Source organism: Salmonella sp. K21076 (assembly GCF_039650795.1).
Lineage (GTDB): Bacteria > Pseudomonadota > Gammaproteobacteria > Enterobacterales > Enterobacteriaceae > Salmonella > Salmonella enterica.
The window spans coordinates 81,064-107,680 of the sequence record NZ_JBCLYA010000044.1 but is presented as its reverse complement, the minus strand read 5'-3'; the positions used below and the strand labels follow the sequence as shown (position 1 = coordinate 107,680).

The window sequence follows — 26,617 nt, the reverse complement described above, 5'->3', positions numbered from 1 at the left end:
CCGGGAGCATTGCGCTCCCGGACGGATAATACCGTCTTAATCCTTAACTACCAGTTTGTCTTTGATCCCCTGCGCCTGCCAACGCACCCACAGCATAATTGCCGCCAGAACGACGATTGGCAGTAACGGATCGAGCCAACTGCCGCCGGAACCAAACAGCAGGTTAATCAGCGCCACGCCGGTGCCGCCAATCGCCCAGGCAATGGTCGTCGGTACAGACCAAACCACCATCTGCTGTTTGACATCAGAGACGCCCATCATGCGGTTAACCACCCAGAACAGGCTATCGTTGAAGTAGCCGAAAAACAGCGACCCCATCGTTGCGGCCTGAGCGGCAAGCAACATATTGATGCCGGGGATCTGCGCCAGGATCGGCGCGGAAATCGAGGCGGCAGTGATCATCGCCACCGTCCCCGATCCCTGAATCAGACGTACCAGCGTCGCCACGATAAACGGGATCAGGATCGGCGAGATCGGCAGGTTGGCAACCTGCTCCGCCAGCTGTTGCCCCGCGCCGCTGTCGCGCAGGATCGCGCCCAACGCGCCGCCAGCGCCCGTGACCAGTAAGATAATCCCGGCGCTTTGCAAGCCCTCTTCCAGACGCTCTGCGGTGGTATGTTTATCCATGCGCGGCACCAGCGTATACACCGCCAGCAGAACGCTGATGGCCAACGCGATCACTGGACTTCCCACAAAGTTGATTGCCTGTACCACCGGATGCGTCGCCAGGCCGGACCATCCTTCTACAGTGGCGAGGGTGGAACAGATAGCCTTCAGGAAGATCAGCACGATCGGCACCACAATAGGCAGCAGAGAGAGCGTCAGGCTCGGCAGATCCTTTTGCTCTTTCTCTTTATTGTACTGCTCCAGCGCGGCATTAACTTCATCGGCGTTCAGCGTGCGCGGCACGAAATCAGGGTAGCGTTTATCCAGCCACTGCGCATAGAACACAATGCCGATCACACAGGGCACCGCCAGCGCCATCCCGGTCAATAACATTGCACCGATGTCGACGTTAAAAATCCCGGCTACCCCCAGCGGACCGGGCGTGGGAGGTACCGTATGGTGAGTGACCACCAGCCCGCCCGCCAGCGCGACGCCCAGCGTCAGTAGCGAACGTTTACCGCTTTTCGCCAGCGCTTTCGCCACCGGATAAAGAATGACAAAAGCGGAATCGACGAAAATGGGGATGCTGACAATATAACCCGTGATCGCCAGCGCCCACTCTTCACGGCGTTTCCCCAGCCATTTGATAAAGCTCCAGGCGATACGCTCCGCCGCGCCGGAAACCTCCAGCAAGCGCCCCATCATTACGCCGAGACCAATCACCAGGCCAATGCTGCCCAGCGTCGTACCGAATCCGCTGGTGATGACAGAGAGCGTTTTATCAATGCCCATTCCCCCCAACAGACCGGCGATGCAGGCCGCCGCCAGCATCGCGATCAGCGCATGAACACGGGTGCGTAACACCAGCCATACCAGCACGAAAACGGCAACGATCAGGCCGATAATTGGGGTCGGTAAACTTGTCATGACCTCCCCTCCATATCATCTTGTCGAAAGCGTTCGATAATGTCATCGAAGCGTTTATCGGCGACAAAACCTAACGCCAGCGCACGCTGGTTATCGATACGTCCCGGCCAGGAGGCGACAATTTTCTCGACGCCTTCGTCGCGCTGATGCGTAACCCGATCGCGCGCCGCCTGACCGCCCGCCTGACGCAACGTTTCCAGCATCTCGCCCACGGTTACGCTGATCCCGGGTAAGTTGATGCTGCTCGCCTCGCCAGGCGCGGGTAACGTTGCGGCCAGCGACAGGTTATGGATCACCGTCGCCGGGCTGGAAATCCACAGCCGCAAACTTTCCGACACCGGACAGATGGTCGTCTCGCCCTGCAACGGTTCACGAATAATCGCGCTGACAAAAGAAGAAGCGGCGCGGTTTAGTTTACCCGGGCGAACACAGATCGTCGGCAAACGCAGCGCCAGCCCATCCACATAGCCTTTGCGGGTATAGTCGTTGACCAACAGTTCACAGGCGGCCTTCTGCGCGCCATAAGACGAGCGCGGCGTGAGCGCGGTGGTATCGGTGACGCATTCCGGCAGCGTACCGCCATAAACGGCAAGCGAGCTGGAGAAGACAAAACGAATTTTCTGCGGTTGCCGACGACACGCCTCAAGTAACTGGCGGGTAAGATCCAGGTTAACTTTCCATCCCAGATCGAAATCGTCTTCCGCATGACTGCTGACAATCGCAGCGAGATGATAAACAACAGAGGTATTAGCGGTAATCACATTCTCCAGTACGCCCGGCTGGGTTAAGTCAGCTTCCAGGCAGCGTAAACGAGGGGAATCTGATAACCGTGCAGGCATTTTTAAATCAACAAGAAGCAGTTCGTTAAACGCCAGCGATGAGTTTAATAAGGCGCTTGCGAGTTTCTGGCCTAAAAAGCCGCCCCCGCCGGTAATGATAATCTGCATCCGGATGTCCTCTTTATTGTTGTGTAGGGTAGTTCAGGGTTAGCGCCAGGCGTTAAACCAGCCAAGCCCCTCCTGAGTGGTATTCCGTGGTTGGTATTCGCAGCCTATCCAGCCGCAATAACCTACGTCATCGAACAGCCGGAACAGCCACGGGTAGTTGATCTCGCCATCATCCGGTTCATGTCTGTCCGGTAGCGAGGCGATTTGTACATGGGCATAGCGGCCCGCGTACTCGCGAATCAGGTGACTCAAATTGCCATCCACTTTTTGCGCGTGGAAAGTGTCGAGCTGGATGAATACATTTGGGCGGTCAACCTCTTCTGCGATGCCCAGCGCCTGATATTGGCTGGAAAAGAGGTAGCCGGGTTTAACGCCGGGACTCAGCGCTTCGATCAAAATACGTTTATCGTGGGCGGCAAACCGGCCGGCGGCATAACGCAAATTATCGATAAACGTGGCGCGATAACGTGCGCCATCAGCGCCATCCGGCACGACGCCCGCCATGATGTGAACCTGCTCGCATTCCAGCGCCAGAGCGTATTCCAGAGCCAGATCAATATCGGCGCGCGCGTCGTGTTCGCGCCCCGGTAGCGCGGCACGTCCCCACTCGCCCGCCGCGGTATCACCCGCCGAAGTATTAAACAGCGCCAGCGTCAGATCATGACGCGATAGCTGGGCTTTAATCTCGCTGGCGGCAAAGCCGTAGGGGAACAGAAACTCAACGGCCTGAAAACCGGCTTCGGCAGCAGCGGCAAAACGCTCGATAAACGGCACTTCGGTAAACATCATCGACAAATCGGCGGCAAAACGCGGCATCGGGTTATCTCCTTAACTGCGCAATTTCTTCGGTGGTTAAATAACGAATCGGGCGTTCGCCAAGGATAAAAATCAGCTTTGCCGTCTCTTCCAGCTCCTCGGTATTATTAGCGGCTTCCTGCAAATTCTCCCCGCACACGACCGGCCCATGATTAGCCAGTAAAAAGGCCTGATGCCGGGCCGCCAGCGCAGCCAAATCGCGAGCAATTCGGTCATCCCCCGGGCGATAGTAGGGAACCAGCGGAATGTCTCCCATCCGCATCACCACATAGGGGGTAAACGGGCGAATCACATTTTGCGGGTCCAGCCCTTCGAGACAGGAAAGCGCCGTTGACCAGGTGCTGTGCAGATGTACCACGGCCTTGCAGCAAGGGTTATTGCGATACAACGCCAGATGAAAACGCACCTCTTTAGACGGTTTATCGCCGCTGAGCCATTCGCCTTGCGGGTCCACTTTGGATAGCCGCTGCGGGTCGAGATTACCCAGACACGAACCGGTGGGCGTCGCCAGAATATTGCCGTCCGGCAGTAACAGCGAGAGGTTGCCTGCCGAGCCGGTGGCATAGCCGCGCTGGAAAAACGAGGCGGCTATCCTGACCATCTCTTCTCGCAAAGCGTGCTCTTCTTTTGCCAGTATCGTCATACCTGAAACTCCCTTTGAGCGCGGATGAAAAAGGATTCATCGCCAAAATTACCTGACTTTAGCGCCAGCGAGACTGGCGCATGGAGCGCGTTGACCCACGGCACGCCGGGTGAAATGCACGGTCCAATGTGGAAACCGGTAATACCGAGGCTTTGCGTCACCACGCCCGAGGTTTCGCCGCCCGCCACAATAAACCGGGTGATACCGCCTTCCGCTAAGCGAGCGGCCAGCAGGGAAAAGAGCGCCTCTACCGCATAGCTGGCTTCGGTAGCGCCATATTGCTGCTGGATGGCAGCCAGCGCCTGCGTGGAGGCGGTGGCGCTAATCATTGGCGCCAGTTCGCTGTCCTGACTGAACACCCACTGCGCCAGCGCTTCGGCGTAGGCCTCGCGCGCCTCGGATGACAGGCAGCGCGCCACGTCAACGTCGCGTGTGGGAGCATGTTGTCGATAGAAAGCCACCTGCTGATTCGTCATTTGCGAACAGGAACCGGAAAGCACTACCGCGCGACCGCTCAGCGGATAGCCTGCGGAACGGGCCTGAGAAACGCCGTGCTTCGCCCACTGACGCGCCAGCCCCATTGCCAGCCCGGAACCGCCGGTCACCAGCGGGGCATCACGCAAAACCTCGCCCTGGATTTCCAGGTGCCGCTCATTGAGCGCGTCAAGTACCGCGTAGCGATATCCTTCCTGCTGTAAACGCGACAGCGCCGCACGGGTCGCGGCAACGCCTTCATCAAGCGTCTGAGCCGGAATAACGCCGCAGCGCCCTTGCGCCTGCGCCCGGTGTATCGCTGATGCGATAAACGTTGCTGGCAACGGCGTCCAGCACAGGCTTCAGGCGGGTAAACGCCGCCTCGCGCCCGGAGGCCATCACCGTCCGCCCTGCGCCGCTTTTACCGCGCCGCCGGAAACCGGCGCATCCAGCATGTTAAGATTCAATGCCGTCAACGCCGCGGCGATCTCTTGCGCGTCGGCGCTTGAGATCGTAGACGAAACCATCACCGCGCTTCCGGGTTTCATCAGATGGGCGACGCCATCCTCACCGAATAACACCTGTCTGACCTGGGCGGCATTGACGACCAGAATGACTAACGCATCCACGACGCCGGCGAACTCCCTGGCGCTGGCGGCAGCCCCACAAGCCCCTTCAGCGAGCAGATTCGCGCACGCTTGCGGGTTAAGATCGGCCCCCCATGTGGAAAGCCCGGCGCGCAGGCATGAACGCGCAGCGCCCATTCCCATTGAGCCAAGCCCCACAATGCCGACATGAAAATCAGTTCCTGTTGTCATTATCACTCCATGTTAATTTACGTGATATTATGTTTTGTTATGTGAATATAGGCGTTTTTGTAAACAATTGCGGTGAGTTGTTTCACAAAAAATAACAAAATATGTTATTTTTTGTGAAGGCAATCCTCATAGAACTTCACACGCTGTGACGAGAAATCGCGTAAAATCGCGACAGGACTAAAGAAAGGAGCAGACGTTGATACCTACTGAGCGTCGACAAATCATTCTTGATATGGTGGCGGAGAAAGGCATCGTCAGTATCGCTGAACTGACCGAGCGCATGCATGTATCCCACATGACTATCCGCCGTGATTTACAAAAACTGGAGCAGCAAGGCGCGGTAATCCAGGTCTCTGGCGGCGTGCAATCATCGACTCGCGTGGCGCACGAACCCTCGCATCAGATCAAAACCGAACTGGCGACGCCGCAGAAAGCGGCGATTGGCAAACTGGCCGCCAGCCTGGTACAGCCAGAAAGCTGTATCTACCTTGATGCAGGTACGACCACGCTGGCGATCGCCAGGCAGCTGGTTACGATGAATAAACTTACGGTGGTGACCAATGATTTCGTTATCGCCGATTACCTGATGGACAATAGCGGTTGCACAATTATTCACACTGGCGGGGCGGTATGCCGGGAAAACCGGTCGTGCGTCGGTGAAGCCGCGGCGACGCTTTTGCGCGGGCTGATGATTGACCAGGCCTTTATTTCCGCCTCTTCCTGGAGCGTGCGCGGTATTTCAACGCCGGCAGAAGATAAAGTCACGGTGAAACGGGCCGTCGCCAGCGCCAGCCGCCAAAAAATTCTGGTGTGCGACGCGACCAAATACGGCCAGGTCGCGACGTGGCTGGCGTTATCGCTGGCGGAATTCAACCAAATCGTCACCGATGACGGCCTGCCGGAAAGCGCAATTCGGGCGCTGGCTAAAGTGGATATCTCACTGCTGATGGCCAAACAATAGCGAAGCGGCGCAAGCCGCTTACGTCATCATCTTGCGAACCAGTTGCGTAAACTGTTCGCGTTCTTCAGCGCTCAGTCGCCCCAAAAACTCATCGTCAACGCGATCCCCCAGTGGTATCGCGGCGGCGAGCAACGTTTGGCCCTGAACGGTGAGATAGACAAAACGCCGACGTTTATCCAGCGGATCGTTTTCTCGCTTTACCAGCCCACGATTTTCCATCCGGCTTAACATCTCCGCCAGCGTCGCTTTAGTGCTGACCGCCGCTTCGGTCAGATCGACCTGTTCAATACCCGGATGTTCAGCAATAACGCGCATCACCGCATATTGAGGTTTGGTGAGCTCCGGTAGTTCATGCTGCCAGCGTGCGGTATGTTGCTGAAAAAGTTGGCGTAACAGATGAAACGCGGTGTTTCGTAACTCCATGAGCGCTCCGGATAAATTAACTTTTTCTATCATAACGACTTATGCACGGTTTTTTAATGACGAATGCTTTAGCTAAACGTGCGCAGGCATCGGGAGCGATCTTGTCGCAAAGGCCGTGTGGGCGTATTTTGATCAAAATGTTCGTATACGAACGATATTTGAGGTAAGAAATGAGATTGATTGTGGGGATGACCGGTGCGACCGGCGCGCCGCTTGGCGTCGAGCTACTCCAGGCATTGCGGGCGATACCTGATGTTGAAACGCATCTGGTAATGTCAAAGTGGGCGAAAACCACTATTGAACTGGAGACGCCCTACACGCCCGCTGAGGTAGCCGCCCTGGCAGATTATTGTCATAGCCCGGCCGATCAGGCGGCGACCATTTCCTCCGGCTCATTTCGTACCGACGGCATGATTATTATCCCCTGCAGTATGAAAACACTGGCGGGGGTTCGCGCCGGCTATGCCGATGGGCTGGTGGGACGCGCTGCCGATGTCGTGTTGAAAGAGGGTCGCAAGCTGGTGCTTGTGCCGCGGGAAATGCCGCTCAGCACAATTCATCTGGAAAACATGCTTGCGCTTTCTCGTATGGGGGTGGCGATAGTGCCGCCCATGCCCGCGTTCTACAACCTGCCGCAAACCGTTGACGATATTATCCAGCACATCGTGGCGCGCGTTCTCGACCAGTTTGGTCTGGAGCATACGCGCGCGCGCCGCTGGCAAGGACTGCGACAGGCAGCAAATTTTTCACAGGAGAATGGATAATGGCATTTGATGATTTGCGCAGTTTTTTACATGCGCTGGATCAGCAGGGACAACTGCTGAAAATCAGCGAGGAAGTGAATGCGGAGCCGGATCTCGCCGCCGCTGCCAACGCAACGGGACGAATCGGCGATGGCGCGCCCGCGCTGTGGTTTGACAATATTCGTGGTTTTACCGACGCCCGCGTGGCGATGAATACCATCGGTTCCTGGCAGAACCATGCCATCTCTCTGGGTTTGCCGCCTAACACGCCGGTTAAAAAACAGATCGATGAATTTATTCGCCGCTGGGACAATTTTCCGGTAGCGCCGGAACGACGGGCGAATCCGGGCTGGGCGGAAAATACCGTCGACGGCGACGCGATCAACCTGTTTGATATCCTGCCGCTGTTTCGTCTGAACGACGGCGACGGCGGATTCTATCTGGATAAAGCCTGTGTGGTATCACGCGATCCGCTCGATCCCGATAACTTCGGCAAGCAGAATGTCGGCATCTACCGTATGGAAGTTAAAGGCAAGCGTAAGCTGGGTCTGCAACCAGTGCCGATGCATGATATCGCATTGCACCTGCACAAAGCCGAAGAGCGCGGGGAAGATCTGCCGATTGCGATCACGTTGGGTAACGATCCGATCATTACCCTGATGGGCGCAACGCCGCTGAAATACGATCAGTCAGAGTATGAAATGGCAGGCGCGCTGCGTGAAAGCCCCTATCCTATCGCCACCGCGCCGCTGACCGGTTTTGATGTACCGTGGGGATCTGAAGTCATTCTTGAAGGGGTCATCGAAAGCCGTAAACGTGAAATTGAAGGGCCGTTCGGCGAATTTACCGGCCACTATTCCGGCGGTCGCAACATGACCGTGGTGCGTATCGATAAGGTCTCTTACCACAGCAAACCCATTTTTGAATCGCTCTATTTGGGGATGCCGTGGACGGAAATCGACTACCTGATGGGGCCGGCGACCTGTGTGCCACTGTATCAACAGCTGAAAGCCGAATTTCCGGAAGTGCAGGCGGTAAACGCTATGTACACCCACGGCTTGCTGGCCATCATCTCGACCAAAAAACGCTACGGCGGCTTTGCCCGTGCGGTGGGCCTGCGCGCGATGACGACGCCGCACGGTCTGGGATATGTGAAGATGGTGATCATGGTTGATGAAGATGTCGATCCATTTAATCTGCCACAGGTGATGTGGGCGTTGTCGTCGAAAGTGAATCCGGCAGGCGATCTGGTACAGCTACCGAATATGTCCGTCCTGGAACTGGACCCGGGTTCAAGCCCGGCGGGGATTACCGACAAACTGATCATTGACGCTACCACGCCGGTTGCGCCAGATAACCGTGGTCACTATAGCCAGCCGGTTGTGGATTTACCGGAAACTAAAGCCTGGGCTGAAAAGCTGACCGCCATGCTGGCCAACCGTAAATAAGGAGTAACCGATGATTTGTCCACGCTGTGCCGATGCACATATTGAACTCATGGCGACTTCGCCGGTAAAAGGAGTCTGGACGGTATATCAGTGTCAGCATTGTCTGTATACCTGGCGCGATACCGAACCGTTACGCCGTACCAGCCGCGAACACTATCCACAAGCGTTTCGCATGACGCAAAAAGATATTGATGACGCGCCAATGGTGCCGAGTATCCCGCCGTTGCTGGCAGAAGACAAACGGTAAAAAAAAGGCCAGTCTGTCGACTGGCCTTTTTTTGACAAGGGTACTTACTCGCGGAACAGCGCTTCGATATTCAGCCCCTGCGTCTGCAGAATTTCGCGCAGACGGCGCAGGCCTTCAACCTGAATCTGACGAACACGTTCACGCGTAAGACCGATTTCACGGCCTACATCTTCCAGTGTCGCAGCTTCATATCCCAGCAGACCGAAACGGCGCGCCAGCACTTCACGCTGTTTGGCGTTCAGTTCGAACAACCATTTGACGATGCTCTGTTTCATATCGTCATCTTGCGTGGTGTCTTCCGGACCGTTCTCTTTTTCATCGGCCAGGATGTCCAGCAACGCTTTTTCGGAATCACCGCCCAGCGGGGTGTCTACCGAGGTAATGCGCTCGTTGAGACGAAGCATACGGCTGACGTCATCAACCGGTTTATCCAGTTGCTCTGCAATTTCTTCCGCACTCGGTTCGTGGTCCAGTTTATGCGACAACTCACGTGCGGTGCGCAGGTATACGTTCAGCTCTTTAACAATGTGAATCGGCAAGCGAATCGTACGGGTTTGGTTCATAATCGCCCGTTCGATTGTCTGGCGAATCCACCAGGTTGCGTATGTTGAGAAGCGGAACCCGCGTTCCGGGTCAAACTTCTCGACTGCACGGATAAGCCCCAGGTTGCCCTCTTCAATCAGGTCCAGCAACGCCAGTCCACGATTGCCATAACGGCGGGCAATTTTTACCACCAGACGCAGGTTACTCTCAATCATGCGACGGCGAGAAGCGACATCTCCACGCAGTGCGCGACGCGCAAAATAGACTTCTTCTTCGGCTGTTAACAGTGGTGAATACCCAATCTCACCAAGGTAAAGCTGAGTCGCGTCCAACACACGCTGTGTGGCCCCTTGCGATAACAGCTCTTCTTCAGCCAGGTCGTTATCACTGGGTTCCTCTTCACTCAAGGCTTTTTCGTCAAAAGCCTCTACTCCGTTCTCATCAAATTCCGCGTCTTCATTTAAATCATGAACTTTCAGCGTATTCTGACTCATAAGGTGGCTCCTACCCGTGATCCCTTGACGGAACTAGCAAGTCAAAGCCTGGTTCCGCCGCTTTATCGCTGCGGTAAATAACGCAGCGGGTTTACGGATTTCCCCTTGTAACGAATTTCAAAATGCAAGCGTGTAGAGCTGGTGCCGGTGCTACCCATAGTAGCGATTTTTTGCCCCGCCTTAACTTCCTGTTGTTCCCGGACCAGCATCGTATCATTATGGGCGTAGGCACTCAGGTAATCATCGTTATGTTTGATGATAATAAGATTACCGTAACCACGCAGTGCGTTACCGGCATATACGACGCGCCCATCAGCGGTTGCGACGATAGCCTGTCCCTTACTGCCTGCAATGTCGATCCCTTTATTGCCCCCTTCGGAAGCGCCAAAGTTTTCGATCACTTTGCCATCCGTCGGCCAGCGCCATGCGGAAATCGGCGCGCTGGTTGACGTACTGCTTGCATTTGGTTCGGTCGTGCTTACCGTTGGTGCCGTTACAGGCGCTGTGACAACCGTCCCAGCAGGCTTGTTGTTTGGCAACATTTTGTTAGCACTTTGTTCACCTGAGCCCTCAGAATACGTAATTGTTGGTTGAGACGCAACTGCAACGGTGGAATTTTGTGCAGACCTGGTCACAACTCCTTGCTGTGCTGCATCCGCCTGGGTGATCGCATTTCCGCCAGTAATTGGCGTACCGGATGCGTTACCAACTTGCAAAGTTTGCCCTACATTCAGGCTATACGGGGCAGAAATACTGTTTCTCTGGGCCAGATCGCGGAAATCATTCCCGGTAATCCAGGCGATGTAAAAAAGCGTATCACCCTTTTTCACGGTGTAAGTACTGCCGCCCGTATAGCTACCTTTCGGAATATTCCCATACTGGCGATTGTATACGATTCGCCCATTTTCCATCTGCACGGGTTGTTCCGTGACCGGTTGAGTTTGCATGGGCTGCGTTACAGGACGCTGAACGGGTTGAATTTGCGGCGCTTGTTGCGGCGTCGCGCCCATTTTTGGCGGCGGTGTGATCAACATCCCGGAATTGGTATTTGATGACGACCCACTGTCCACAGACGTGACCGGCGCCGGAGGGTTTGACGAACTGGTACAACCTGCCAGCCATAGTGAAACCAGTGATAGTGCCGCAATGCGACTAACGGTGAATTTTGGGCTTCCCGCGCTCATTTATCCCCCAGGAAAAAATTTGGTTAACAACCAGTGACGTAAGAACCGTGCAACGCATTAAGTGAACACGGGAAAATGTGTTCACGATACGCTTAACCCACCGGGAATAACCAGGAAAACTCCAGGTATTCGTTTCGGCTTCATCAGGCGTAATAGTGGCTGTTTGCAGGGCAAACTAGGCCAGCTCTCCCTTGACTAACGGGACGAAGCGAACGGCCTCCACGGTATCGATAATAAATTCGCCGCCCCGGCGACGCACGCGTTTCAAAAACTGCTGCTCATCGCCCACAGGCAGAACAAGAATGCCGCCTTCATCCAACTGTGCCATGAGCGCGGTAGGAATTTCCGGCGGCGCGGCCGTCACAATGATAGCGTCAAACGGCGCACGCGCCTGCCAGCCTTGCCAGCCATCGCCATGACGGGTAGAAACATTATGTAAATCGAGCTGCTTCAGGCGGCGGCGCGCCTGCCATTGCAGCCCCTTAATCCGCTCAACGGAGCAAACGTGATGTACCAGATGCGCTAGAATCGCCGTCTGATAGCCGGAACCGGTGCCAATTTCCAACACCCTGGATTGCGGCGTCAGTTCGAGCAGTTCCGTCATTCGCGCCACCATATAGGGCTGCGAAATCGTCTGACCCTGGCCTATCGGCAAAGCGATATTTTCCCAGGCCTTATGTTCAAACGCTTCATCAATAAATTTCTCGCGCGGCACTGCGGCAAGCGCATTAAGCACCAGCTCATCTCTGATGCCCTGCGCGCGCAATTGTTCAAGAAGAGCCTGTACACGTCCACTTACCATTGCGTGCCAACTCCCACGCTGTCTAACCAGTCTGAAACCACATCATGCGCGCTGTGCGCGGTTAAATCCACATGCAACGGCGTGACGGAGACGTAGCCTTCATCCACCGCCGCGAAATCGGTATCCGGCCCGGCATCGTATTTATCACCCGGCGGGCCAATCCAGTACAATGTATTACCGCGTGGATCTTCCTGCGGGATCACTTTATCCGCTGGATGGCGGCTACCGCAGCGAGTCACGCGGATGCCTTTAACCTGCGCTAACGGTAGATCCGGGACATTCACGTTGAGAATACGCCCGGTACGCAACGGCTCCCGGCTTAACCCTCGCAAAAGCGCGCAAGTCACGGCTGCAGCCGTATCATAATGCTGATAGCCGTTAAGGGAGACCGCTAATGCCGGAAAGCCGAGATGACGACCTTCCATCGCCGCGGCGACAGTACCGGAATAGATCACATCATCGCCCAGATTCGGACCCGCGTTAATACCGGAAACGACAATATCCGGACGCGGACGCATTAAGGCATTAACGCCCAGATAGACGCAATCGGTCGGCGTCCCCATCTGTACAGCGATATCGCCATTATCAAAGGTAAAAGTACGAAGCGAAGATTCCAGCGTGAGGGAATTAGACGCGCCGCTGCGGTTACGATCCGGGGCTACGACCTGTACATCAGCAAACTCACGCAGCGCTTTCGCCAGCGTTTGTATACCGGGCGCGTGAACCCCGTCATCGTTACTCAGCAATATGCGCATAATCACCCATTGTGTTGATCAGTTCCCTTACTACGCTGGTGGCAAAACTGCCTGCGGGCAGCCAGAAACGTAACTCGACGGTAACGTCATCCCACCAGTTCCAGCTTAATTGTTGCGGATAAAGCAGCATCGCTCTGCGCGACGCCTCTACTTTTTCGCGCAGCAACAGCGATTGCAACACCGTTTCCTGGGCAATGGCATCTTGCTCAAACGCCAGCGCCGCACGCTGTGTTCCCCACTCTCCGCTGCCCGGCAACGACGCTGTAATCATCAGCTCTTTTTCGTCTACCCGGCGCTGCAATTCAGGCAGTTCTTCAGATGTCGCGACGAACCAGCTTCCACGCCCCGCTAATTGTAGCGCATCGCCGTCAACAACTTGATTAAAGTCTGGTTTCTTCAGCCGCTGGTGAACAATTTGATTAAACAACGCGCTACGCGCCGCCGACAACCAAAAACTGCGTTTATTGCGATCGCGCACCGGCGCGTTACTTTGCGCCCAGCGCAGCGCGCCCTGCAAGTTGCTGCCGCCAATGCCGAATCGTTGTGCGCCAAAATAGTTCGGCACGCCGCCATCGCGAATCGCCTGCAATCGTGTTTCGACATCGCGGCGATCGCTTATTTCACGCAATACCAGCGTAAAGGCATTGCCTTTCAGCGCGCCTAAACGCAGCTTACGCTTGTGACGCGCGTATTCCAGTACTTTACAACCTTCCAGCTGAAAGGCGCTGAAATCGGGCATCTCTTTCCCCGGCACGCGCGCGCACAGCCACTGCTCGGTAACGGCGTGTTTATCTTTTTGCCCGGCAAAGCTCACTTCGCGAGCGTGAATTTTCAGGAATTTCGCCAGCACGTCAGCGACAAAACGGGTATTGCAACCGTTTTTCAAAATACGCAGCAGAATGTGCTCGCCTTCACCATCCGGCGTAAAGCCTAAATCTTCAACCACCACAAAATCTTCCGGATTCGCTTTCAGCAATCCGCTACCTTGTGGTTTTCCGTGCAGCCAGGTGAGATTGTCAAACTCTGTCATTTCGCCGCCTTCATCAGCAACGCCACCGCTTCGCAGGCAATGCCTTCTCCGCGTCCGGTAAATCCGAGCTTTTCCGTCGTCGTCGCCTTCACGTTAACATCATCCATATGGCAGCCGAGATCTTCGGCGATAAAGACGCGCATTTGCGGAATATGCGGCAGCATTTTCGGCGCCTGCGCAATAATGGTGACATCCACGTTGCCGAGGGTGTATCCCTTGGCCTGAATACGACGCCAGGCTTCACGCAGTAGTTCGCGGCTATCCGCTCCCTTAAATGCCGGATCGGTATCCGGGAAGAGCTTGCCGATATCGCCAAGCGCCGCCGCGCCCAGCAGCGCATCGGTCAGCGCATGTAACGCCACATCGCCATCGGAATGCGCCAATAGCCCTTTTTCATAAGGGATACGCACGCCGCCAATAATAATCGGCCCTTCTCCGCCAAACGCGTGTACGTCAAAACCGTGTCCAATTCGCATTATGCTTTCTCCTGGTGGATGGTTCGGGTCAGATAAAATTCCGCCAGCGCCAGATCTTCCGGACGGGTGACCTTGATGTTATCCGCGCGACCTTCTACCAGCGCCGGATGAAAACCACAATACTCCAGCGCTGACGCCTCGTCGGTGATGGTCGCGCCTTCATTCAGCGCACGCGTCAGACAATCGTGCAAGAGTTCGCGGGGGAAAAACTGCGGGGTGAGCGCGTGCCATAAATCGGCGCGCTCTACGGTATGGGCAATAGCGTTTTTCCCCGGTTCGCCGCGTTTCATGGTGTCGCGCACCGGACTGGCGAGAATACCGCCGACCCGGCTGTTTTCGCTGATGGCCAGTAACCGCGCAAGGTCATCCTGATGCAAACAGGGTCTTGCCGCGTCGTGCACCAGCACCCACTGCGCCTTTGCAACGGCCTGTAACCCGGCCAAAACGGAATCAGCGCGTTCGTTGCCGCCATCCACAACGGTGATTTGCGGATGATTCGCCAGCGGAAGTTGGGCAAAGCGATGATCGCCAGGGCTGATAGCAATAACAACGCGTGTCACCCGAGGATGCGCCAGCAGCGCATGAACTGAGTGCTCCAGAATGGTTTTATTACCGATTGAGAGATACTGCTTAGGACATTCTGTTTGCATTCGGCGGCCAAATCCGGCCGCCGGCACCACGGCGCAAACGTCCAATAAAGTGGCTGCCATGTTAAATCCCTGGATGGTTTATCGATGAGTTTGCCCCGCCGTTGCCGCGCGTTTTGAGGCGTCAGGCACCAGACGATAGAAGGTTTCGCCCGGTTTGGTCATGCTAAGTTCGTTGCGCGCGCGCTCCTCAATCGCTTCCTGGCCGCCATTGAGATCGTCAATTTCGGCAAAAAGCTGATCGTTACGCGCTTTAAGTTTGGCGTTTGTCGCCTGCTGCGCGACCACATCATCGTTGACGCGGCTATAGTCATGTATGCCGTTCTTACCGAACCACAGCGAGTACTGTAGCCAGACCAGTAAAGCCAGCAACAGCAGCGTTAGTTTACCCATCCTGCCCCCTGAAAAACGGCATCATCATCCCATAACGTCCTCTGTGACTCCACATTCAGGACGGGATTGCCGCGACAACGCCGGCAAATGTACCACATTTGCCGGATGTTACGTATACCCGAGTAAGGAGAACATAATCTCATTGTTGGTTACGGTTTGAATTATGACCGGAGGCGCAGTGATAACCCGTCTACCCTAATAGCCATATGAATAACGCGCCGAACAGCGCGCCTACGGCCAGTAGAGTAAACATGATGCTAAAAAGTATTTTGCCCTTTACCAACAGATGCAACGCAATGCCGATAATCACCGATACCGGCATTAACGCGAGGAAAAAGGGCCAAGTATAGAGGAAAAAAAACAGCGTGTTAGGGCCATAAAGCAGAAAAGGGATCCCCAACGCCAGCAGCCATGACACAAAGCCGACCACCGCCCCCGGAAATGCACTGGTGGCGTCATCGTCGACCATGAAGGCGTCTGACCTTGTGAAAGTAATGTTATGGCTATTACGCATATTAAATCCTGTAACCTTGACCATACCGGGCATACAAGCCCGGTGGTGTCTCAGGATCTGATAATATCGCGCCGTCTCAGCAGGTCTAATAATTGGGAAACCAAATTTGTTACTAATTGTTCACCATTAAGATGAACCTGGGGCGAGTCAGGCGCTTCGTAAATGGCGTCGATACCGGTAAAGTTACGCAACTCGCCCGCGCGCGCTTTTTTATACAATCCTTTAGGATCGCGCTGTTCACAGATAGCCAGCGGCGTATTGACATAAATCTCGATAAAACGATCGTGGCCGACGCGCTCTTTTACCAGTTGCCGCTCGGCGCGGTGCGGAGAAATAAATGCCGTCAAAACAATCAGGCCAGCGTCCGCCATCAGACTGGCCACTTCGCCTACCCGCCGAATATTTTCCTGGCGATCGGCATCGCTAAAGCCTAAATCACGGCACAAACCGTGGCGCACATTATCGCCATCCAACAGGTAGGTACTGACGCCACGCTGATGTAACGCCTCTTCCAGCGCGCCGGCCACCGTTGATTTTCCCGAACCGGAGAGTCCGGTAAACCACAGCACCACGCCACGGTGGCCGTGGAGCTGTTCACGAGCGGCGACAGTAACGGGATGAGAGTGCCAGACCACGTTCTCATCATGCAGCGCCATGTTTATCTCCCAGCAAATCTCGGGCGTCCCAGTGCGGAAAATGACGGCGTACCAGCGCATTCAGCTCCAGCTCAAACGCACTGTATTCCACGGGCGGCGTCGCTCCGCGTTCATCCAGTTCCCGCACCATGCCAGCACCCACGGTAACGTTAGAAAGTCGGTCGATAAAAATCAGCCCGCCCGTCACCGGATTTTGCTGATAAATATCCAGCGCGAGCGGCTCATCGAATGTCATCTCTACCAGACCAATACCGTTTAACGGCAGGCTCTCGACGTCTCGTTGAGTCAGATTGTTGATATCAATCTGATAGCAAATAGCCTCGATACGCGCGCGGGTTTTCTTACCCGCAAGTTTAACGTCGTAGCTTTGGCCCGGCGCCAGCGGCTGTTCCGCCATCCATACCACATCGATCGCGGCGTGCCGCGCAGGTGCCAGCGTCTCGTTTGCCGCCAGCAGCAGATCGCCGCGGCTAATATCAATGTCGTCGTTGAGTACCAGGGTAATGGCTTCGCCCGCACAGACTTCTTCTTTGTCGCCATCAAAAGTGACGATACGCGCCACGCTGGATTCCACGCCGGACGGCAGCACTTTAATGCGCTCTCCGACTTTGACGCTACCAGACGCCAGAGTGCCGGCATACCCCCGAAAATCAGGGTTCGGGCGATTGACGTATTGTACTGGAAAGCGCATCGGCTGACGGTCTACCGCACGCTGTATGTCTACCGTTTCCAGGACTTCCAACAGCGTCGGGCCGCTGTACCAGCGCATATTGGCGCTCTGCGCGGCGACATTATCCCCTTCCAACGCCGAAAGCGGGACAAAGCGAATGTCCAGATCGCCCGGCAACTGTTCAGCAAAGGTCAGGTAATCTTCGCGAATACGGGCGAAGGTCTCTTCGCGGTAGTCAACGAGATCCATTTTGTTGATTGCCACCACCAGGTGTTTGATCCCCAACAGAGTGGAGATAAAGCTATGGCGACGCGTCTGATCCAGCACGCCTTTACGCGCGTCGATCAGTAGGATCGCCAGATCGCAGGTGGACGCTCCGGTCGCCATATTACGGGTATATTGTTCATGGCCCGGCGTGTCGGCGATAATAAATTTTCGTTTTTCCGTGGAGAAATAGCGGTACGCGACGTCAATAGTAATGCCCTGCTCACGCTCGGCCTGCAGCCCATCTACCAGCAGCGCCAGATCGAGTTTTTCTCCCTGCGTGCCATGACGTTTACTGTCATTATGCAGAGAAGAGAGCTGATCTTCATAAATTTGCAGGGTATCGTGCAGCAAACGACCTATCAGCGTACTTTTACCGTCATCAACGCTGCCACAGGTTAAAAAACGCAGCAGGCTTTTGTGTTGTTGGGCAATCATCCAGGCTTCGACGCCGCCTTCACTGGCGATTTGTTGTGCAAGTATGGTGTTCATGGCGGCTCCTTAGAAATACCCCTGACGTTTTTTAAGCTCCATCGACCCCGCCTGATCGCGGTCAATCATCCTCCCCTGGCGCTCGCTGGTGGTAGAAACCAGCATCTCTTCGATAATTTCCGGCAGCGTTTGCGCGTGGGATTCCACCGCCCCGGTGAGCGGCCAACAGCCAAGTGTACGGAAGCGCACCATCCTTTTTTTGATGACTTCGCCAGGTTGGAGGTCGATACGATCGTCATCCACCATCATCAACATGCCATCACGTTCCAGAACCGGGCGTTCAGCAGCCAAATACAGCGGCACGATGTCGATGTTTTCCAGCCAGATGTATTGCCAGATATCCTGCTCTGTCCAGTTGGAGAGCGGGAAGACGCGTATACTTTCGCCTTTATTAATCTGACCGTTATAGTTACGCCACAACTCTGGCCGCTGATTTTTCGGGTCCCAGCGATGGAAACGGTCACGAAAGGAGTAAATACGTTCTTTCGCGCGGGATTTTTCCTCATCGCGCCGTGCGCCGCCGAACGCGGCATCAAAACCGTACTTATTCAGCGCCTGCTTTAACCCTTCGGTTTTCATAATGTCAGTGTGTTTAGCGCTACCGTGAACGAACGGATTGATGCCCATCGCCACGCCTTCTGGATTTTTATGTACCAGCAATTCGCAGCCGTATGCGTTGGCGGTACGATCGCGAAAGGCGTACATCTCACGGAATTTCCAACCGGTATCAACGTGCAATAGCGGGAACGGTAACGTACCCGGATAAAACGCCTTACGCGCCAGATGCAGCATGACGCTGGAGTCTTTACCAATGGAGTACAGCATGACCGGATTAGCGAATTCCGCTGCTACTTCACGGATAATGTGGATACTTTCCGCCTCCAGTTGCCGCAGGTGGGTGAGTCGTTTTTGATCCATAACCGTTCCTTTGCAATACCGTTTTTTGCTAAACATTTCGATTACACGACTATAGGGAGCGCGGGAGAGTGAATGAAATGACGAATTGGAATGAGTAGTTCCTCAAAGGAATAACGCGGCCCAAAAACCAATATCAAAAAATGCTTAACGTACCGGATTGCCAGCATTTAGGAGCAAATGAAATTGTATTAACACGATCGCGGTTTCATACTAGCCCCGTAAAATTTTGTTCTGTATTTAAGGACTCATTATGTTTTCCGCAACGCGCCGCTTTGCCGTCATTCTGGCGCTCGGCGTAGGCTTTATCCTTCCTGCACAAGCAGCATCACCAGGGCCTGGTGAAATAGCGAATACTCAGGCACGACATATCGCCACCTTTTTTCCCGGGAGAATGACTGGCTCCCCCGCCGAGATGTTGTCTGCCGATTATTTACGCCAACAATTTACCCAGATGGGATACCAAAGCGATATTCGAACGTTTAATAGCCGATTTATTTATACCACGAAGGATAATCGCAAAAACTGGCATAACGTGACGGGCAGTACGGTCATCGCCGCCCATGAAGGGCGCGTGCCGCAGCAGATCATCATTATGGCGCATCTGGATACCTACGCTCCGCAGAGCGATGCTGATGTCGATGCCAATCTGGGCGGTTTAACGTTACAGGGAATGGATGATAATGCCGCGGGATTAGGCGTTATGCTGGAACTGGCGGCGCGTCTGAAAGATATACCGACCCATTATGGGATTCGTTTTATCGCCACCAGCGGGGAAGAAGAGGGAAAGCTAGGCGCGGAAAATTTACTCAAACGAATGAGTGACGCTGAGAAGAAAAATACGCTGCTGGTGATTAATCTCAATAACCTGATTGTTGGGGACAAGCTCTATTTTAATAGCGGGAAAAATACGCCGGAAGCGGTGCGTACACTGACCCGCGATCGGGCATTAGCGATTGCGCGCCGTTATGGCATCGCCGCCAACACCAATCCGGGACGCAATCCATCCTACCCCAAAGGAACGGGTTGCTGTAATGATGCGGAGGTTTTCGATAAAGCGGGAATATCGGTGCTTTCTGTTGAGGCGACGAACTGGAATCTGGGTAAAAAAGACGGATACCAGCAACGTGTGAAAAATGCATCCTTCCCGAACGGCAATAGCTGGCACGACGTACGGCTTGATAATCAACAGCATATAGACAAGGCGCTGCCAGGGCGGATTGAGCGCCGTAGCCGCGATGTAGTGCGGATAATGCTGCCGTTGGTAAAAGAGCTGGCGAAGGCGGAAAAAACGTCCTGATATGCTGGTGAAACGTGTTTATCCCCGCTGGCGCGGGGAACACGGACAGCAACCCGTGTCGGATATCAGACAGATCGGTTTATCCCCGCTGGCGCGGGGAACACACGCGAATCGCCAATCGCCGCCGCGTGAATTGCGGTTTATCCCCGCTGGCGCGGGGAACACCCACGATGTATGCCGACCGTGATTTTTACCGCCGGTTTATCCCCGCTGGCGCGGGGAACACAGATACGCCTTTACGTCGCCCTCTTTGGCGCGCGGTTTATCCCCGCTGGCGCGGGGAACACATTAAAAAAGATTAATGTTGGTTATAGTTTTACGGTTTATCCCCGCTGGTGCGGGGAACACTAAAACACCGGTTGCGCAACCTCCGCGGGGATCGGTTTATCCCCGCTGGCGCGGGGATCGGTTTATCCCCGCTGGCGCGGGGAACACTCTAAATCTACCCAATTGAATTTAAATACTTTTTTAGCGCACAAAAAACCCACCAACTTTTCCTAATTTTTAAAGATCTCTAACTTATTGATTTTCAACAGGTAGAAACGACACCAATCGCAGTCCATCAAGATCTACCGGAATACGTCGATTTACACCAAAAGTCTGAAACTCAAAACCTGATTCTGTATTTGTCGCCCACGCCATAACAACATTTCCCTCATCTGCCAGAACGGAAACCTGTTGCCATATCATCTCGCGGATCTTTGCGGAAACATCACCAACATACACACCAGCTCGAATTTCCAGTAACCAGACGGCCAGCCTCCCCCGCAGACGAGGAGGAACATTTTCGGTAACGACAACCAGCATACTCATCGTTAGGTACTCCGATGACCGGAATCTCCCAACGCAACAGGAAGAGGGATCGCTATGGGGTGTGAATCTTCAGGAGGTAACGGCGGTTGAATTTCCCCTGCCGCGAGAACATCTTCAATAAGAGGAATCAATTTCGCCAATGTTTTTCCACTGCGGAAGATATCCCGGCAGGCAATACGGACATCACGATCGGGCTCGGCAGGATTACGTCGCGCAATTTCAAATGCTTTCGGTACAACGATCTCAAATTTAATGATATCGGCAATATCATAGACAAAAGAAAGCGGCTTGCCGGTGTGCACAAATCCAATCGCGGGCGCATATCCGGCAGCCAGTATTGCCGCCTCCGTTACGCCATAGAGGCAGGAGGTTGCCGAGCTGATACACTGATTAATGACATCGCCTTTCTCCCAGTCTTTCGGATCGTAGCGACGTCCCTGCCATTTCACGCCATACTGCTTAGCAAGTAGTGCATAGGTTGCCCGCACACGGCTCCCCTCAATACCACGCAATTGATCTACAGAACGACGGCTCGGCGCGGGTTCGCCAAAACGTAATTCAAACATTTTACGCACGACCTTCAGCCGCAAATCTTCATCCAGTGCAAGTTTCGCCTGATAAAGCAATTTGTCGGAACGGGCACCACCAGGCTGCCCCGAAGCGTAAACGCGTACGCCCGCTTCCCCCCCCCACACCAGTAACGTACCCACCGTTGCCGCAAGTCGCACGGCGGCATGGGAAACCCGCGTCCCCGGTTCCAGCATGATGCAGGCCACCGATCCAACAGGAATATGGGTACGTACACCCGTTTTATCGATAAGCACAAACGCACCGTCGATCACATCAATTTGTCCGTACTGGAGAAATATCATCGAAACACGGTCTTTCAACGGGATGGGATTCAGCGGCAGCCAGCTCATCAGCGTTTCCTTTTTACCATCAGCATTCCGCAGCCCAGCGCTTTACTTTTACCTAATCCGGAAAATAAAGCCTGTTTAAACAGTGCTGCATCGGTGATACAGAGCGCACCGCTAAAATCAACGCTACTGAAAGTGATTGGGGTTTCCTGGTCTTTACGGACAAAACGATGTTGCTGATACGCTTGCACGCATCCACAATGCGCCTGCAATTCACTGTACTCGTCACCAGCCCACATAGCGAAATCATCAGGTTCCGGTGCAATCAACCGGAAACCATGCTGCTGCCCTTGTTGTTCCAGCCACGCCTGCGCGGCCTGCTGTTGAAGCTCCCACCACCGTTCTTTCTCCACACCATTCGCCTTCGCCTGATGTTTCGCGTTCATCATCACGTCACTGCGCTTACCGTTACGGGTTATCACCGGGTTAGCTCGTAGTTGAAAATCAAGCTCAAGACCATTTGTCAGTTGCGGATTAAATAGTTTGGTTTCAATAAGAAACAGGGAGTGCTGCAATAACGGCGGTATTGCCGAGAGCATAAAAAAGCCGCCATGCGCCTCTTCGCGAAACAGAAACTGACGCAATTCCTGTTCCGGAAAGAGCTGCCATAACCACTGGTGGCTGGCATAAGGCCTGGCTGAATTCCACTTTGCCAACATCTCCGGTCGCAAATTATTAAACCGGAGTTGAATACGAGAAAGATACATTATGTTCTCTCCTGCAACGGCCCATTGAAGCGGGTGTAGCCGCCAAACTGCCAGCGTTGGCGGCTAACTGGCTGGTTATTGCTATGCTGCTTTTGTTGCCAGACCAGACTCTCCTCATCAGGATCATCCCAATAACAAATACCCTCACGCAGGGTAAATCCACTTAATTCCGCTGCGGAAATCTCCTCCACAGCATGAGTGAATACCTCTTTTAAGGTGCCGGTCATTAAACGCGCCGCTAACGGTAACGCCAGCGGGCAGGATTTTCTCCCCAGATAGAGCGGAAAATGCGGTGTCAGCAGCGCCTCTCGCAATTCGCTAAGCGAATATGGTGCATCAGGCGTGGCGCTTATTGCCACATGCCAGTAGCCATCGCAGCGATACTCTCGCTGCGAGATAAGCGTTCCCACTTCATCCGACGCGAGAGTCAGTTCATCCCGGCGCGTGTAATAACGATACTTTTTGTTTTCTCGCGGCGCGCTAACCGTGTGATAATCCCGCAACCAGCGATCTTGTGAAGCCAACGCGTGCACCGCCAGATGATAGTGCCGGTTAAAGTTATTCAGCCGCGCTTCTTCGTCGCGACGAATTCCTAACGCTGCGGCAAGCAGACCCAATAGCGCAGAGCGCGTGGGAACCGTAGCTGAGTGGCGAATCTCGCCAGACGCTTCCTCCCCCCACGACGCCAGCGGCGCATAAAGCTGAAAAACCAGATATTCCTTCATTATTCATCCTTACTGGCTAACAAAGGCCAGTAATTCCGCCAGAGATCCCGTACCTTCCTGAACGTTCAACTCACGATAATCGTCTGCACAGTTTCCATATACGCTATCGAAGCTGGCGCGCTGCTGTTTTAAACGGGTTATTGCCGCAGGAATTTGATCGGTATCGCGTACCGGCTGGAAAAATGCCGCCGCCAGAGAACGCGGTTGTTTTTGCCCGACTTCGGCCAACGCATAGGTGGCATAGGCACGAGAAGCGAAGCTGTTTTGTTTACCGGTTGGCGAGACGGTTAACGCTGTTTCAGTGAGTGCCGCGATAGTACGCTTCGCCAGTTCTTCGTTACCACCCAGGTTTTCCACCAGCAGATCGCGGCTGATACAGACATAGGTATAGAAAAGCGCCGAGGCAAAACCCTGCTCGCCCATATGCCCGGAACCTGCGTCTTCCTCTTTATTATTCAGATCGTCAACGGCGGTGAAAAAATCAGACTCAACGGTCACGGCACTTACGCCCAACGCATGGGATACCTGACAAGCAGCCTCGACGTTGAACTCAGGCGATGACGCCAGCATACGGTCAAACAGCGCCATATCTACGCTACGCTGTTCTTTGCGCAGAAGCTTCACTTCTTCATCGTTAGGTTCGCGTTTGTCGGCAATTAGCGTATCAACCAGTTGTTTAATCAAACTAATTTCATGGTTACTGACGTGAACGATCTGCTCAATTTCGAGATTTTTTTCCGGTTTCGCATCTTTATCACTTTTAAGCTTGCCAAATTGCTTAGCGATTAACTCAGACGAACTCTTAGCAATTTTTTCTTCAATTCCGGCATCTTTCATCGGACGATAAACATAATCCACGCCAATTCGACGAGTACGCTTACCCATAAAGCCATCCATTGCCGCTTCAAAAGTTTCCGACACCCGCCAGGCACGCTTCAGACTTTGCGACGATACGCGTAAACGCTCAACTCCTCCCATAAACGCGGTCTTCGGTCTGCCAGACTCATCACGATTCAGGTTAGCGGGCGCATAAGCAGTCAATAAATGCAGTTGAATAAAAGTTGTCATTATCAAATCCTTCTAAAAATGATTATTTGCCACGCGACGTGGAAAGATATTCGTTCGCCCAACGGATGCGACTTCGTTCAAAGGGGTTACGGAATTCCGGCTGATGGTTTTCGCGTCGTTGCCACTCTTCCATCCACAGGAAAATGCCATCGGCAAGTGAAAGAACATTCACCCCCTCCGTACCGCGAATCTTCACTGCCTGAATCAACAACTGGCAAAATGTTTCCGGGTCGGACGCTTTTTGCAAACGTTCAAAACGCAGACCAGAAACGCACGACGTGGAACCTTTAAGCTTTTCCCCTAACTGCGCAGCGAAACTAATATTCTCCTTATGACTCTTAATATGCACAGCGACGCTGACAAACAGAGCCAGAGCCATCTCATCAAGAGGTTGCAGTCGCATATGTTTAAGCAGAGCCTGGCGGAGAGCGTCATGTCCTTCACATATCATTACGCCATATGGCGGCGCCATTCTTTTCAACTCAGCCCGCCAGGCGCGACCGTTGACTCGTTTACCATCCTTGCGCTCATAACGCTCAGACAGCGTAGCAAACCAGTCAAGTAGTGCCTTCTGCGCATCGGGGTGGAGAATTCTGCATAACACTGCTGTATTGCTATTCAGCATATTTGGCTTCCTTCTGTTATTCGACCAGCGCCAACACATCCTTGCGCGCTTTATGTTTACGATAGCTGCTGGCTAAATCCTGTCGGGCCGTCAGCTGGCGCTGCAGGATATCGTCCGGGCAGTCGGGGTTGGTCAGGGCATCACGGTCAAAAACGTGAAATAGATAGTGTGCTAATTCCGCCTCCCACTGACTTACTGCGTGACGAGTCTGTGTATCCTGCCGAAGCGGATCGACAGCCAGCGCCTCTTGCAACGTCCGAAAAGCGGGTTCGGTTTCCTGCCAGAAGGCGATATCCACCATACTAAAATCCATTTTGGCTTCTTTCGGACAATCGAATTTGGCGCTCTTTAACGCGTTCCGTAACAGCGACAGCGACTCACTAGCCAGCACCAGCACAATGTTAAGCGCAGCGAGAAATTGCTCTTCGTGCGAAACGCTAATGAGCGGAATTCGGTGCTGATACCAGCAGCGGACCTTGGCCTTATTCATATCCCAGGCAAAGCACCACAGGCTCATTTTGTTCCGCTGACCAGCGGCACGAACGACCTTTGCAGGCTGCATTTTGTTGAACTTATCCTCACGATTGAGCATCAGCCCCAACCAGTCTTTATAACTTAACCCGCCCGGCTGCCCTTTAAACGCCAGCCAGGGTGCGGATGGATCTTTCAATGCCTGCCGATATGGGGAGAAGGGATGTAGCCAACTGTCGTACTGAACGCCATAATTTTTACTACGCATTTGCAGTAGCAGTGATTCGTGATGCTCCCCGCACAAATCGCAGATACCTGCCACAGTGTGGGTGAAATCCAGTTCTATGCGCCGCGGCATCCCCCAGTAGGCTTGCAAGGGGTGCGCATTATCCGGTGTGACCACATTCCCCGCTTTTTCGCTGGTTTTCGTCGGCGCAAGCCAGGGAAAAATGAGTGGATGCTGTGTAACATTCGGCGGCTCTTCCTGCGGCAAAACGTTAAGCCAAAGTTTTTTCCATAGTGGATATTTATCTTCTTCCTGCGGTACCACCAGCGTAGTCAGCGGACCACCGCCGCGCATCCCTACCCGGTAACCCGCCCCGCCGGCAGGTGAATTGGTTTGAATCGCAAATAGCGCTATCGCCGCGCAGTGAGGACATATTTGTTCTACGTTGCCACGTTTTACAAAATGATCTTTATTGAGCTTGAGCGCATTCCCGCCCGGCGCATCCACCAGCAGCCCGGCAATAGAACCATATTCACTATCGAGAGGATCAAAACTTTGCAGGAAGGAAGGTTTTTGCTCGCCGAACTGTAGAGCCAGAGAAATCGTATTTAACGCCTTCTCCCATTGTTCGAATTCGATACTTTCATGCCAGATATCTGCCCATTCTTCTTTATCTTCCGGCGCGACGGTACATTGTAAAATACCAATCAGCATTTGCCATGCCGCCCCCTGAAAGTCAGCCCGAGGATAGGCAAGATCCTGAATGCGGTTATCCAGAAGATCGCGTAATGATATTTTCTTTTTATCGCCGTTTGAGAATATGACGGGAAGCCATTTCTCTTTGGTTAAATCCATACCTTTACTCCTGCAGGGCTAT

30 protein-coding genes, 2 pseudogenes and 1 CRISPR repeat array are annotated in these 26,617 nt (G+C 54.0%); of the genes and pseudogenes, 6 read left to right on the top strand and 26 right to left on the bottom strand.

Going from position 1 to position 26,617, the window contains the following annotated elements; translation table 11 throughout:
* Positions 1–36: 36 nt before the first annotated feature.
* The 6 genes and pseudogenes from AAYN39_RS12210 to AAYN39_RS12185 form a co-directional block, all read right to left on the bottom strand.
* Complete coding sequence (locus AAYN39_RS12210) at positions 37–1,533, bottom strand: gluconate:H+ symporter (protein ID WP_000202725.1); 1,497 nt, start codon at positions 1,531–1,533, stop codon at positions 37–39.
* Entirely contained in the window at positions 1,530–2,480 is a 951-nt protein-coding gene (denD, locus tag AAYN39_RS12205; protein WP_001165723.1) for a D-erythronate dehydrogenase, read from the bottom strand. Before denD ends, AAYN39_RS12210 begins: the two co-directional genes overlap by 4 nt.
* 39 nt (positions 2,481–2,519) lie before the next feature.
* Positions 2,520–3,296 (bottom strand): HPr family phosphocarrier protein, encoded by a 777-nt coding sequence (locus tag AAYN39_RS12200; protein WP_001136884.1) that lies wholly within the window; start codon positions 3,294–3,296, stop codon positions 2,520–2,522.
* A 4-nt stretch (positions 3,297–3,300) separates the two neighbouring features.
* Positions 3,301–3,939 carry an aldolase gene (locus tag AAYN39_RS12195; protein ID WP_000153636.1) on the bottom strand — a complete coding sequence of 213 codons (639 nt, stop codon included), beginning with the start codon at positions 3,937–3,939 and terminating at the stop codon, positions 3,301–3,303.
* Positions 3,936–4,721: pseudogene (locus tag AAYN39_RS12190) on the bottom strand (four-carbon acid sugar kinase family protein); the annotation flags it as partial. The pseudogene AAYN39_RS12190 and the gene AAYN39_RS12195, both read right to left, overlap by 4 nt.
* Positions 4,711–5,231 (bottom strand): annotated as a pseudogene (locus AAYN39_RS12185) (NAD(P)-dependent oxidoreductase); the annotation flags it as partial. The pseudogenes AAYN39_RS12185 and AAYN39_RS12190, both read right to left, overlap by 11 nt.
* Positions 5,232–5,427: 196 nt before the next feature.
* Between AAYN39_RS12185 and ygbI the strand changes: the two are divergent.
* On the top strand, positions 5,428–6,192 hold the full coding sequence (ygbI, locus tag AAYN39_RS12180; RefSeq protein ID WP_000613182.1) for a DNA-binding transcriptional repressor YgbI: 765 nt from the start codon (positions 5,428–5,430) through the stop codon (positions 6,190–6,192).
* An 18-nt stretch (positions 6,193–6,210) separates the two neighbouring features.
* Here the strand turns inward: ygbI and AAYN39_RS12175 are convergent, their stop codons facing one another.
* Positions 6,211–6,615: a MarR family winged helix-turn-helix transcriptional regulator gene (locus AAYN39_RS12175; RefSeq protein ID WP_000423338.1), complete on the bottom strand. Its 405-nt coding sequence runs from the start codon at positions 6,613–6,615 to the stop codon at positions 6,211–6,213.
* Positions 6,616–6,785: 170 nt separating this feature from the next.
* Here AAYN39_RS12175 and AAYN39_RS12170 point away from each other — a divergent pair, with 170 nt between their 5' ends.
* The 3 genes from AAYN39_RS12170 to AAYN39_RS12160 are packed head-to-tail and all read left to right on the top strand — an operon-like array spanning position 6,786 to position 9,053.
* Entirely contained in the window at positions 6,786–7,379 is a 594-nt protein-coding gene (locus tag AAYN39_RS12170) for a non-oxidative hydroxyarylic acid decarboxylases subunit B (RefSeq protein WP_001764801.1), read from the top strand.
* A complete protein-coding gene (locus tag AAYN39_RS12165) occupies positions 7,379–8,806 on the top strand; it encodes a non-oxidative hydroxyarylic acid decarboxylases subunit C (RefSeq protein ID WP_000863165.1) in 1,428 nt (475 codons plus the stop codon). The genes AAYN39_RS12170 and AAYN39_RS12165 overlap by 1 nt, the downstream gene beginning before the upstream one ends.
* 10 nt (positions 8,807–8,816) lie before the next feature.
* Positions 8,817–9,053: a non-oxidative hydroxyarylic acid decarboxylases subunit D gene (locus tag AAYN39_RS12160; RefSeq protein WP_000562964.1), complete on the top strand. Its 237-nt coding sequence runs from the start codon at positions 8,817–8,819 to the stop codon at positions 9,051–9,053.
* Between the two features lie 44 nt (positions 9,054–9,097).
* Here the strand turns inward: AAYN39_RS12160 and rpoS are convergent, their stop codons facing one another.
* The gene (gene rpoS / locus AAYN39_RS12155) at positions 9,098–10,090 is read right to left on the bottom strand and encodes an RNA polymerase sigma factor RpoS (RefSeq protein ID WP_000081498.1); all 993 of its coding nucleotides are present in this window, start codon (positions 10,088–10,090) and stop codon (positions 9,098–9,100) included.
* Positions 10,091–10,152: 62 nt separating this feature from the next.
* Complete coding sequence (gene nlpD / locus AAYN39_RS12150) at positions 10,153–11,223, bottom strand: murein hydrolase activator NlpD (RefSeq protein ID WP_223151137.1); 1,071 nt, start codon at positions 11,221–11,223, stop codon at positions 10,153–10,155.
* Here nlpD and AAYN39_RS12145 point away from each other — a divergent pair.
* Positions 11,153–11,311: a peptidase gene (locus AAYN39_RS12145; protein ID WP_223148970.1), complete on the top strand. Its 159-nt coding sequence runs from the start codon at positions 11,153–11,155 to the stop codon at positions 11,309–11,311. The two genes, nlpD and AAYN39_RS12145, sit on opposite strands and share 71 nt — an antisense overlap.
* Before the next feature lie 138 nt (positions 11,312–11,449).
* On the opposite strand, the gene AAYN39_RS12140 is transcribed toward AAYN39_RS12145, so the two are convergent.
* From AAYN39_RS12140 to cysD, 10 genes are all read right to left on the bottom strand, one after another.
* Positions 11,450–12,076, bottom strand: coding sequence for a protein-L-isoaspartate(D-aspartate) O-methyltransferase (locus tag AAYN39_RS12140; RefSeq protein ID WP_000253542.1), 627 nt, complete (start codon positions 12,074–12,076; stop codon positions 11,450–11,452).
* Positions 12,070–12,831, bottom strand: a complete 762-nt coding sequence (gene surE / locus AAYN39_RS12135; RefSeq protein ID WP_001221538.1) for a 5'/3'-nucleotidase SurE — start codon at positions 12,829–12,831, stop codon at positions 12,070–12,072. The genes AAYN39_RS12140 and surE overlap by 7 nt, the downstream gene beginning before the upstream one ends.
* On the bottom strand, positions 12,812–13,861 hold the full coding sequence (truD, locus tag AAYN39_RS12130) for a tRNA pseudouridine(13) synthase TruD (RefSeq protein ID WP_000134253.1): 1,050 nt from the start codon (positions 13,859–13,861) through the stop codon (positions 12,812–12,814). Before truD ends, surE begins: the two co-directional genes overlap by 20 nt.
* Positions 13,858–14,337, bottom strand: coding sequence for a 2-C-methyl-D-erythritol 2,4-cyclodiphosphate synthase (gene ispF, locus AAYN39_RS12125; RefSeq protein WP_001219244.1), 480 nt, complete (start codon positions 14,335–14,337; stop codon positions 13,858–13,860). Before ispF ends, truD begins: the two co-directional genes overlap by 4 nt.
* On the bottom strand, positions 14,337–15,047 hold the full coding sequence (gene ispD / locus AAYN39_RS12120; protein WP_000741649.1) for a 2-C-methyl-D-erythritol 4-phosphate cytidylyltransferase: 711 nt from the start codon (positions 15,045–15,047) through the stop codon (positions 14,337–14,339). Before ispD ends, ispF begins: the two co-directional genes overlap by 1 nt.
* Positions 15,048–15,065: 18 nt before the next feature.
* A complete protein-coding gene (gene ftsB / locus AAYN39_RS12115; protein ID WP_000517480.1) occupies positions 15,066–15,377 on the bottom strand; it encodes a cell division protein FtsB in 312 nt (103 codons plus the stop codon).
* Between the two features lie 190 nt (positions 15,378–15,567).
* The gene (locus tag AAYN39_RS12110) at positions 15,568–15,891 is read right to left on the bottom strand and encodes a DUF3561 family protein (protein ID WP_001537530.1); all 324 of its coding nucleotides are present in this window, start codon (positions 15,889–15,891) and stop codon (positions 15,568–15,570) included.
* Between the two features lie 50 nt (positions 15,892–15,941).
* Positions 15,942–16,547: an adenylyl-sulfate kinase gene (cysC, locus tag AAYN39_RS12105; protein ID WP_001173663.1), complete on the bottom strand. Its 606-nt coding sequence runs from the start codon at positions 16,545–16,547 to the stop codon at positions 15,942–15,944.
* On the bottom strand, positions 16,534–17,973 hold the full coding sequence (gene cysN / locus AAYN39_RS12100) for a sulfate adenylyltransferase subunit CysN (protein WP_001092273.1): 1,440 nt from the start codon (positions 17,971–17,973) through the stop codon (positions 16,534–16,536). The genes cysC and cysN overlap by 14 nt, the downstream gene beginning before the upstream one ends.
* Before the next feature lie 9 nt (positions 17,974–17,982).
* A complete protein-coding gene (gene cysD / locus AAYN39_RS12095; RefSeq protein ID WP_000372384.1) occupies positions 17,983–18,891 on the bottom strand; it encodes a sulfate adenylyltransferase subunit CysD in 909 nt (302 codons plus the stop codon).
* 250 nt (positions 18,892–19,141) lie between these two features.
* Here cysD and AAYN39_RS12090 point away from each other — a divergent pair, with 250 nt between their 5' ends.
* Entirely contained in the window at positions 19,142–20,188 is a 1,047-nt protein-coding gene (locus AAYN39_RS12090; RefSeq protein ID WP_000490486.1) for an aminopeptidase, read from the top strand.
* A 14-nt stretch (positions 20,189–20,202) separates the two neighbouring features.
* A CRISPR array of direct repeats spans positions 20,203–20,597; the repeat unit is 29 nt; unit sequence CGGTTTATCCCCGCTGGCGCGGGGAACAC.
* A gap of 110 nt (positions 20,598–20,707) precedes the next feature.
* Here AAYN39_RS12090 and cas2e read toward each other — a convergent pair.
* From cas2e to casA, 7 genes are read right to left on the bottom strand one after another with little or no spacing between them, the layout of a single operon-like run.
* Complete coding sequence (gene cas2e / locus AAYN39_RS12085) at positions 20,708–21,001, bottom strand: type I-E CRISPR-associated endoribonuclease Cas2e (RefSeq protein ID WP_000062282.1); 294 nt, start codon at positions 20,999–21,001, stop codon at positions 20,708–20,710.
* A 2-nt stretch (positions 21,002–21,003) separates the two neighbouring features.
* Positions 21,004–21,921, bottom strand: coding sequence for a type I-E CRISPR-associated endonuclease Cas1e (gene cas1e / locus AAYN39_RS12080; RefSeq protein WP_000118669.1), 918 nt, complete (start codon positions 21,919–21,921; stop codon positions 21,004–21,006).
* Positions 21,921–22,625, bottom strand: coding sequence for a type I-E CRISPR-associated protein Cas6/Cse3/CasE (gene cas6e / locus AAYN39_RS12075; protein ID WP_000281411.1), 705 nt, complete (start codon positions 22,623–22,625; stop codon positions 21,921–21,923). The genes cas1e and cas6e overlap by 1 nt, the downstream gene beginning before the upstream one ends.
* Positions 22,625–23,350 (bottom strand): type I-E CRISPR-associated protein Cas5/CasD, encoded by a 726-nt coding sequence (cas5e, locus tag AAYN39_RS12070; RefSeq protein ID WP_000666425.1) that lies wholly within the window; start codon positions 23,348–23,350, stop codon positions 22,625–22,627. The genes cas6e and cas5e overlap by 1 nt, the downstream gene beginning before the upstream one ends.
* Positions 23,351–23,359: 9 nt before the next feature.
* Complete coding sequence (cas7e, locus tag AAYN39_RS12065) at positions 23,360–24,418, bottom strand: type I-E CRISPR-associated protein Cas7/Cse4/CasC (RefSeq protein WP_001681565.1); 1,059 nt, start codon at positions 24,416–24,418, stop codon at positions 23,360–23,362.
* Positions 24,419–24,440: 22 nt separating this feature from the next.
* Complete coding sequence (gene casB, locus AAYN39_RS12060) at positions 24,441–25,043, bottom strand: type I-E CRISPR-associated protein Cse2/CasB (RefSeq protein WP_000935107.1); 603 nt, start codon at positions 25,041–25,043, stop codon at positions 24,441–24,443.
* Between the two features lie 16 nt (positions 25,044–25,059).
* Positions 25,060–26,595, bottom strand: a complete 1,536-nt coding sequence (gene casA / locus AAYN39_RS12055; RefSeq protein WP_000366321.1) for a type I-E CRISPR-associated protein Cse1/CasA — start codon at positions 26,593–26,595, stop codon at positions 25,060–25,062.
* Between the last annotated feature and the right edge of the window lie 22 nt (positions 26,596–26,617).

Excerpts from the sequence above, each read along its gene's own strand:
- AAYN39_RS12210 (WP_000202725.1), bottom strand. The coding sequence starts at position 1,533 with ATGACAAGTTTACCGACCCCAATTATCGGCCTGATCGTTGCCGTTTTC.
- denD (WP_001165723.1), bottom strand. The coding sequence starts at position 2,480 with ATGCAGATTATCATTACCGGCGGGGGCGGCTTTTTAGGCCAGAAACTC.
- AAYN39_RS12200 (WP_001136884.1), bottom strand. The coding sequence starts at position 3,296 with ATGCCGCGTTTTGCCGCCGATTTGTCGATGATGTTTACCGAAGTGCCG.
- AAYN39_RS12195 (WP_000153636.1), bottom strand. The coding sequence starts at position 3,939 with ATGACGATACTGGCAAAAGAAGAGCACGCTTTGCGAGAAGAGATGGTC.
- AAYN39_RS12175 (WP_000423338.1), bottom strand. The coding sequence starts at position 6,615 with ATGGAGTTACGAAACACCGCGTTTCATCTGTTACGCCAACTTTTTCAG.
- AAYN39_RS12170 (WP_001764801.1), top strand. The coding sequence starts at position 6,786 with ATGAGATTGATTGTGGGGATGACCGGTGCGACCGGCGCGCCGCTTGGC.
- AAYN39_RS12165 (WP_000863165.1), top strand. The coding sequence starts at position 7,379 with ATGGCATTTGATGATTTGCGCAGTTTTTTACATGCGCTGGATCAGCAG.
- AAYN39_RS12160 (WP_000562964.1), top strand. The coding sequence starts at position 8,817 with ATGATTTGTCCACGCTGTGCCGATGCACATATTGAACTCATGGCGACT.
- rpoS (WP_000081498.1), bottom strand. The coding sequence starts at position 10,090 with ATGAGTCAGAATACGCTGAAAGTTCATGATTTAAATGAAGACGCGGAA.
- AAYN39_RS12140 (WP_000253542.1), bottom strand. The coding sequence starts at position 12,076 with ATGGTAAGTGGACGTGTACAGGCTCTTCTTGAACAATTGCGCGCGCAG.
- surE (WP_001221538.1), bottom strand. The coding sequence starts at position 12,831 with ATGCGCATATTGCTGAGTAACGATGACGGGGTTCACGCGCCCGGTATA.
- truD (WP_000134253.1), bottom strand. The coding sequence starts at position 13,861 with ATGACAGAGTTTGACAATCTCACCTGGCTGCACGGAAAACCACAAGGT.
- ispF (WP_001219244.1), bottom strand. The coding sequence starts at position 14,337 with ATGCGAATTGGACACGGTTTTGACGTACACGCGTTTGGCGGAGAAGGG.
- ispD (WP_000741649.1), bottom strand. The coding sequence starts at position 15,047 with ATGGCAGCCACTTTATTGGACGTTTGCGCCGTGGTGCCGGCGGCCGGA.
- ftsB (WP_000517480.1), bottom strand. The coding sequence starts at position 15,377 with ATGGGTAAACTAACGCTGCTGTTGCTGGCTTTACTGGTCTGGCTACAG.
- AAYN39_RS12110 (WP_001537530.1), bottom strand. The coding sequence starts at position 15,891 with ATGCGTAATAGCCATAACATTACTTTCACAAGGTCAGACGCCTTCATG.
- cysC (WP_001173663.1), bottom strand. The coding sequence starts at position 16,547 with ATGGCGCTGCATGATGAGAACGTGGTCTGGCACTCTCATCCCGTTACT.
- cysN (WP_001092273.1), bottom strand. The coding sequence starts at position 17,973 with ATGAACACCATACTTGCACAACAAATCGCCAGTGAAGGCGGCGTCGAA.
- cysD (WP_000372384.1), bottom strand. The coding sequence starts at position 18,891 with ATGGATCAAAAACGACTCACCCACCTGCGGCAACTGGAGGCGGAAAGT.
- AAYN39_RS12090 (WP_000490486.1), top strand. The coding sequence starts at position 19,142 with ATGTTTTCCGCAACGCGCCGCTTTGCCGTCATTCTGGCGCTCGGCGTA.
- cas2e (WP_000062282.1), bottom strand. The coding sequence starts at position 21,001 with ATGAGTATGCTGGTTGTCGTTACCGAAAATGTTCCTCCTCGTCTGCGG.
- cas1e (WP_000118669.1), bottom strand. The coding sequence starts at position 21,921 with ATGAGCTGGCTGCCGCTGAATCCCATCCCGTTGAAAGACCGTGTTTCG.
- cas6e (WP_000281411.1), bottom strand. The coding sequence starts at position 22,625 with ATGTATCTTTCTCGTATTCAACTCCGGTTTAATAATTTGCGACCGGAG.
- cas5e (WP_000666425.1), bottom strand. The coding sequence starts at position 23,350 with ATGAAGGAATATCTGGTTTTTCAGCTTTATGCGCCGCTGGCGTCGTGG.
- cas7e (WP_001681565.1), bottom strand. The coding sequence starts at position 24,418 with ATGACAACTTTTATTCAACTGCATTTATTGACTGCTTATGCGCCCGCT.
- casB (WP_000935107.1), bottom strand. The coding sequence starts at position 25,043 with ATGCTGAATAGCAATACAGCAGTGTTATGCAGAATTCTCCACCCCGAT.
- casA (WP_000366321.1), bottom strand. The coding sequence starts at position 26,595 with ATGGATTTAACCAAAGAGAAATGGCTTCCCGTCATATTCTCAAACGGC.